We start from the raw sequence: 7,777 nt of genomic DNA on the forward strand, positions 1-7,777 counted from the left end.
CGCCGTATGACATGACGGTCACCCTGGATCGGATCGAGTACGGCACCCGGGCCGGGTCGGAGGGGTCCTCGAGCGCACCGATGAAGGTGCAGTTCGGCGTGTCGAACCGGTGTATCTCCTCGGGAGGGACGTGCACGGCGTGGCCGGATGTGCCGTGGGACACGTACTGCAGCCCCGCGTGGACGTCGTGTGCGCAGCGGTCGCCGACGTACTGGACGTCATCGAAGCTAGACACGATCACCACGAAGGTGTGGAACGCGGCCGACGGTGCCTACCGGGATGTGGACCGGTGGGACATGACGTACACGTTCCCGTCGTACGACGGAGTCAACTCGGTGTTGTGGCTGAACAACATCCAGCACACCGGTTTGGCCGGCGGCAGTCTGGCCGAGCCGGCGATGATGTTCGCCGGTACGGCGTTGAAGAACCGGGTGTACACCTCCGAGAAGATGTACCGGTTCCGGCTGTCGGGGATCGACAACGGCCTCGGCGGGCAGCAGGTGATCAACTACGAGGGGTCCGGATGCTCGCAGGCGCTGCTGTCGACGTTCAACTGGCGGTACAACCCGTACCGGTGCTACCCGTCCTGGAACGGGACCGGCTACGACTGGTACGAGAAGTACACGTTTTCCTGGATCCGTGACATCGACGTGGCCACCGGCGCTCCGGAGCTGTGGTCGTTCTACTCCTACAGCAACGACGGCAGCGTGAACCAGCTGTGGGCGTATGACACCAACGAGATGGTCCCGCCGGAGCATCGCAACTGGTCGAAATATGTCGGGTACGCCACCGTGACGGTCAAGCAGGGACCAGACGACGCGCACTCCAGCAAGACCAAGACGCTGTATTACCGGGGGTTGCACGACGACGGGTTCGAAGCCGACGGCACCCACTACACCGTGAACGTCACCGACAGCCAGGCCGTGGCGACCACCGACGCGCGAGCTCTTGCGGGCATGGTCCGGGAACAGACCACACTGGACGGTGCGACCCCGCTCGCCTCGACGATCACCGACTACACCGTCACCCAGACCGCGAAACGGGTCACCACGATCCCGTCCGGGACGATCACCGCCTACCGCGCCACCACCGCGGCCAGCAAACAGCGCACCTTCCTGGCCGCGTCGAACACCTGGCGATGGTCACGCACCGAGTACAGCTACGACAGTGACGGACTGCTCACCCAGACCAAAGACCTCGGCGAGACCGGCACCGCCACCGGGAACATCCCGGCAACCGACGACACGTGCACCACGATCACCTACACCACGCCGGACATCGCGAAGTGGTTCAAGGCCTACCCGGCGAAGACGGTGACGACCGACTGCTCCGCAACACCGACCGACGGCAGCTACCTGTCGGGCAGTCAGATCTTCTATGACGGCTCGTCGACGAACGGGGCCACACCGACTGCTGGTCTGCCGACGAAAACGACCGTGCTGCAGCAGGTGGCCAGCGGTACGCAGACCTGGATCCAGGGCGGCCGGGCCGAGTACGACACCAACGGGCGGGTCACAAAGTCCTACGACGGCCTGGATCGGGACACCACGACCACTTACACCCCCGCCGCCGGCGGCCCGGTGACGAAGGTCGAGATCCGCAACCCGCTGGGACACACCACCACCAGCGTCCTGCACCCGACGCTCGGCGCGCCGACGTCGGTGACCGACGCCAACGGCAACATCACCAGCGCCGAATACGACCCGCTCGGCCGCACCCGCAAGCTGTTCCAGCCGCACAACAGCACCGTGGTGAACTACACCGCCACGACCGCGACGCAGACGTTCACCGACATCACCGACACCGGCACGCAGGTGCCGTTGACCGGCGACGACACCCACACCCAGATCAGCCTGCCGTTCGCGTTCAGCTTCTACGGCCAGACCTACAGCAGCGCCTACCTGTCCTCCAACGGGCTGCTGTCGTTCACCGGGCAGTCCGCCGATTCCGAATCGACGACCCTGCCGGACCCGAACCTGCCCAACGCGGCGATCTACCCGTTCTGGGACGACTTGCAACTCATTGGCCAGTCAGAGGTCGCGACGCAGGTCACCGGGACGGCACCGAATCGGCAGTTCACCATCGAGTGGTATCAGGCATACCTGTTCAATCGCGGTACCCGGGTCACGTTCTCGATCACGTTGCACGAGAACGGCAACATCGTGTTCAACTACACCGGCATCGACGCCAACGGCCACGACCAGGGCAACGCCGCCACCATCGGCATCGAGAACCAGACCGGTTCCGCTGCCACGCAGTACGCCTACCACCAGACCCTCATCGCGACGAACAAGGCGATCACGTTCACCCCGTCCGTCGCCGCGGCCATCACCCTGCCGGACGTCGAGTACGCCTACACGTTCGGCAGCAGCACCGCCCCGAGCGTCGTGACCACCAAGGCCGTCACCGCGAAGAACACCCAGGTCGCCAGGTACGACATCTACGACGGTCTGATGCGGCCGCGGCAGACCCAGGTCCCGTCGCTGGCAGCGGCCGGAGGCCGGGTCATCGCCGACACCCAGTACGACGGCCGTGGCCTGGCGGTGAAGACGTCGAGCTTCTATAACAGTGCCGCACCGTCAGGCACCCTCGCGGCGTTCGCCGATACCGGCGTGACCAAGCAGGTCCGCACCACCTACGACCTGCTCAACCGCCCGACCGTCAGCGCCCGCTGGTCGCAGAACAGCCTGTTGTGGCAGAGCACCGTCAGCTACGACGGTGACCGGGTCACCACCACACCAGCCGACGGCGCCGCCGCCGTCACCGTCTTCGACGTATCCGGCAGCACCACCAGCCTCAAGCTGTACCCGACCAGCACAGTCACCGGCACGCCGGAGATCACCAGCTACACCTACGACCGACTCGGACAACTCACCAAGGTCGTCGACGCCAGCACCGGCAACCAGATCACCAACAACTACGACCTACTCGGCCGCCGGACTAGCAGCACCGACCCGGACACCGGCAGCAGTTCCACGAAGTACGACGCAGGCGGACAGGTCACCTGGACCGTCGATGGCCGAAACCAGAAGATCTCGTACGAATACGACCAGCTCGGCCGGGAAACAACCCGCTGGGCTGGGGAGATCACCACCGGCACCAAACTCGCGACGTACACCTACGACACCCTCGCCAAGGGAATGCCGACCTCCAGCACCCGCTGGGTCGGCGCAGACCAGTACACGCTCAGCGTCGACGGCTACACCGAACGCTACCAACCCACCGGGCAAACCTGGAAAATTCCAATGATCCAGGGCGCCCTCGCCGGCACGAAGCAACTGAGCTACAGCTACGACCCCATCGGCAATCTCACCTCGGTGGCGTATCCCGCTGGCGGAGGCCTCCCCGCCGAATCCGTGACGTACAGCTACAACGACCTCAACGCCCCGACGACAACGATCGGACTGAGCTCCTACGTCACCTCCGCCACCTACGGCGAATTCGGCGAACTCAAACAGCGGGTCCAGGGCGCCTCGGGAGCTTCCCAGCTCACCCGCCAGTACTTCTACGACCCGGCCACCATGCGCCTTACCAGCGTCCAATCGCTGCTTCCCAACCAGGCTCAACCCGGACAGTTCACCACTGTTCAAAACGACGGCTACGCCTACACCGCCACCGGCGACATCACCCGAATCACCGACGGCACCGACAGCCAATCCCAGTGCTACAAGTACGACGGCCAGCACCGACTTACAGACGCGTGGACCGCTGCCGACGCCTGCCTTGCTGCCCCAGCCGCTTCAGCTGTCACCAGCTCCGGCAAATATCCGTACTGGGACACGTACACCTTCGACACCAGCGGCCGGCGCACCACCGACACCCACCGCATCAGCGCCAGCAACACAACGAACCGAATCTTCCACTACCCGGCCGTCGGCGCTGCCCGCGTTCACGGCGCCACGTCGGTCGACTACAGCGGAGCGGCTGTCCGCACCGACTCGATGACCTACGATAACGCCGGCAACACCCAGCAACGCACCATCAACGGTGTCGTCACCGACTTCACCTACAACAGCGAGAACCAGTTCGCCGCCGCTACCGTCCATGCTGCCGGCGGCGACCAGACCACAACCCACCTCTACGACGCCGGCGGTGGCCTGCTCATCCGCAAGGAACCGGGCGGGACCACCCTGTACGCCGCAGGACAGGAATACAAACTCACCGGCGCGAGCACCGTCACCGCAACCCGCCAATACAGCCACGGCGGCGCCAGCGTCGCGGTTCGCACCAATGATGGAGTGTCGTGGCTCGCGGCCGACCATCAGGGCAGCGCCAACCTGACCGTCAACTCCACGACCGGCACGGTGCAACGCCGCTGGTACACGCCGTACGGCGCCGACCGTGCCACTCAAGGCGCCTGGCCAAACGACCGCGGCTTCCTCAACAAGCAAAACAACGCCTCAACCGGCTTGCTCGACGTCGGTGCCCGCGAATACGACCCCAATCTCGGTACGTTCCTCAGCCCCGACCCGGTGCTGTCTACAGGTGACCCTGTCACCTACAACGCATACGCCTACTCGGCGCACAGCCCCATCGTCTACAGCGACCCCAGTGGCCTCATACATTCCGGCGCAGAGAGCGGCGGCGTAATGATGGGCAGTGCACCCGGTGTCGGTAATGTCGGTGCTACACGCCAAGAAAGTGGTGGCAGCGGGGCAAGCGGCGGGTCTGCCAGCGGTACCTTGACAATTCCGGGTTGGGATGGGTTTTGGCTGTTTGTCGCCGCCGCTATAGTAACGACCACCAATTTTCAGGTAAGATCTACGACTAGTAGTGCAATCTATTGGAAGGCTGGCGCCTCAACTCAAAGTGCCACGACGAACGATGTTGACGCTGCGCGTTCCCAGAGGCTCGGAAACGAGCAGGTAGAACAACTGGATGAACTCAAGGGCAGCAAGGCTAGAAACTATGAGTATCAGTTTGAACTCGACCTCGGTCTACCTGAGCCGGCGCCAGCTGGAGGAGGAAAAAAGGGAGGAGGGGGAGGAGGCAAGCCGCCGAGGAAGCCGCCGGTCTTCCGGACGGCTAACCCGGAGGACGATCCGTGGGAGGACCTGGCCAGGATCAGGAGCAACGCCGGCGCAGGGACGACAAAAGGGGCAGACGATAATTTCGCATTCGGGCGACTCGACATTGAAGGACGAGGAACAACCTATGGGAAGAACGGGCAGTTCGCTCGGCCGTGGCCTCGTCCCGAGGGCAAAGGTGGAGTTAACGAAATAACATGGTTTCAACATGCGGAAGGAATGGCAGGAGCTGAAGCCCGATCTTTGGGGTACACAGGAGGTGTCGGCAGATGGTTCGTAGATGTGCCACTTTGTGGTCCCTGTGCGGGCAACGGCCTAGGCGGGATTGTGAACTTGCTTGACCTGGACATACTGTATGTTCGCACTGCTCAAGGATTTGAGGGGTATATTTTGAGAGGTGGTACCAAAGTGATTCCTGGTGAGCCGCCTGCTGGGCTGTTTTAGGAGGCCGAGATGATCAAAGTTGAGACGTGGCATCCCCGGCGAGAGCCGAGGCTCGTGCCGATGGCGGAGATTCGTGACGCTTATGATGACACTATTGATTCGAAGTCATCAATGTTCACCTGGGAGCCTCAAGGGTATCCAGAGGACACCTTGATGGTTTCTGCAGGCCATAGCTCATCATTCATCGCCCTCATGTACGAGCGATGCTTCTATCTGCTTTGGGACGACGAAATTAAGGACGGCGAAGAACGGTGGACGATCGAATCTAGCGGTCAACCCACCTCGATTCCCCGAGCGGCGATCACCACGAGAAGAAGAGGCCTGGAGATCCTGGAAGAAGCGTTGGATCCACCGGCATTGTTTGCCAAGTACTCCTGGCGTGATTTCTAGTGGGGCAGCCGCGCGGCAGTGGTTTCGGCCATTGAGCCATTCCGCGCAACGGCGTGCTGACGCTGGGTGATCTCCGGTTGCGTGGCGGGTGACACGCCGGAACCTGTTGTGGTGCAACGAAAAGACGCAGAACCCCGGTATGAAGGTGGTCCTCTCACAGATCAACTTCACTTGGGGCTCTGCGCCGACGATGAGTGTCACATACACCGCGACCCTGCCGGTACGCGACGAGACGATGGACTTCCTGGCCGGTCTGCTGACAGCCGAACGCGCCCGGCGCGGCACTCTGAATGGATGGACATTCCTCAAAGTGCTGGCGGGTTGGAGTCTTACGACCTCGAACGGTGCCCCCGAGCCGCCCGTGCGGCCCACCGGCTCTGGGGTTCACAGAGCCGAACGCTCCAAGAGCTGCTCGACAATGCGGTCGACGGACTCCTAGGCCACCCAGACCCGCTCCTTCGCTCGGGCGGCATAACTATGGTCCGCTAGTTCGGCGTCGTGAACCTGCATCCCTGCTGCATGAACTGCAGACAACGGAGACCAACCCATGTGTGCAGGTCAACCTCGAACAACAGCCTCCCCGATCCAAGCGTCGATCCTGATAGCCGTAGAACGGCTCCTCGTTGACTCCACCGGCTGCGGCCATCTCCTGACCTAAGGGCGAGCACCTCGTCGAACTCCGCGAGCGGTTGCGCTCGGCGTTCCGCCTGGAACGCGCGCCCTCCGATGGGTGAGCGCCGGGGGCTGATCGTCGAGTGTCCAACGGCCCTTCCCGGTGGGCGGGTTCAGTCGGTATCGGACCGCTGCGGCCGGGGGCCCTACCCCTCCGGGGCGGACACCAGGGAGAGGCAGGGCTGCCCAAACTCTAAATCAAGGTCCCCAGGACGCGACCGCTGAGCGACCGATGCAACATCAGGACCAGGGTGAACGGGCCTGCTGGCGGAGCGCGCATCCGACTCGGTCGCGAACGTTGGAACGGTCATTACCTGGTAGTGCTGCCGCGGGGTTCTGTCGTGGTCTGACCTCGTGTCGACATCCATGTCAACCAGTGGGCGAAGTCCACGGCTGTGACGGAGGACAGCGGCTTCACCGAACTCGCGGGCGACATCCGACGCGGCACGGGATACCGGATCTGCTGTGCCATTCGCTCGGACAACGCATCGGTGCCTTCGTGACACGTACGGCTAGGGGTAATGAGCGGCGATGTCGACCTGCAGGCCGGTAAAGCCTTTCAGGATCAGGCCCACGCATTCCACGAGTGTTTTGCGGCGCTCCTCAACGGCGAGGAGCTTGACCTCGTCGTGCGCTCGTTCGAGGCCGATGCTGAGCAGCGCCTCGATGGCGGCGTTGGCGCCGATGTGCTCGAAACTGAGGGCGCTGAGGACGTCTACGTCCTTGCGTGACAGCATCGCTACGGCGATCAGATGTGTACTCAGGATCGAACTTTGCGCGACCTGGACGAGGTGTTCCTCACGGCAGGTTGTATCCCATACCCATGCACCTATCAGCCGCCACGTGGGTGAGGTATCGGTGTCTTCCGTCGCGTAGACGTTCGTGTGGGGCTGCCGCCGAACGGCGCCGAACTCCATCGAGTCGATCCAATCCTCGGATGCCGGTGCCGGGAAGGGGTGGGTCGGATCGCAGGGCATTCCCGTCAGTGGAGCACGCATGGTCGGCCTTTCCGTTTCGGACATCGACTTTGTTCAAATTATGGCAGCTGGCGGCGTTGCCCCGAGGGCGTGTTCACCGGTTCGTGTACTCCGCCGGCGGGCGCGGCGGCCGACGTGAACCAGCGATCAGACTGGCCAAGGCGTTGCGGTCGGTTATGAATGACTGTGTCGAGGCAAATATTTATCCGCCGGCGGCGGGGGCGTCGGTGCCGGTGACGCCGGTGGCGTCGAAGGCGTCGGCGTTGA

Annotated in this window: 4 protein-coding genes; 2 read left to right on the forward strand and 2 right to left on the reverse strand. The window is 63.3% G+C overall.

Annotation, left to right across the window (positions count from 1 at the left end; genetic code table 11):
- Positions 1 to 235: hypothetical protein (locus tag Dsi01nite_RS56450; protein ID WP_203854806.1), on the reverse strand; the 235-nt coding region annotated here is incomplete at its 3' end.
- 13 nt (positions 236 to 248) lie between these two features.
- On the opposite strand from Dsi01nite_RS56450, the gene Dsi01nite_RS56455 reads away from it, so the two are divergent.
- Together Dsi01nite_RS56455 and Dsi01nite_RS56460 are read left to right on the forward strand one after the other, a co-directional pair.
- Positions 249 to 5,471 carry an RHS repeat-associated core domain-containing protein gene (locus tag Dsi01nite_RS56455; protein WP_203854807.1) on the forward strand — a complete coding sequence of 1,741 codons (5,223 nt, stop codon included), beginning with the start codon at positions 249 to 251 and terminating at the stop codon, positions 5,469 to 5,471.
- Positions 5,472 to 5,480: 9 nt separating this feature from the next.
- A complete protein-coding gene (locus Dsi01nite_RS56460) occupies positions 5,481 to 5,861 on the forward strand; it encodes a hypothetical protein (protein ID WP_203854808.1) in 381 nt (126 codons plus the stop codon).
- A 1,184-nt stretch (positions 5,862 to 7,045) separates the two neighbouring features.
- Here Dsi01nite_RS56460 and Dsi01nite_RS56465 read toward each other — a convergent pair.
- Positions 7,046 to 7,450, reverse strand: a complete 405-nt coding sequence (locus Dsi01nite_RS56465; RefSeq protein ID WP_203854809.1) for a hypothetical protein — start codon at positions 7,448 to 7,450, stop codon at positions 7,046 to 7,048.
- Positions 7,451 to 7,777: the final 327 nt, after the last annotated feature.

The sequence above is a fragment of the Dactylosporangium siamense genome (assembly GCF_016862795.1).
Taxonomy (GTDB): Bacteria; Actinomycetota; Actinomycetes; order Mycobacteriales; family Micromonosporaceae; genus Dactylosporangium; species Dactylosporangium siamense.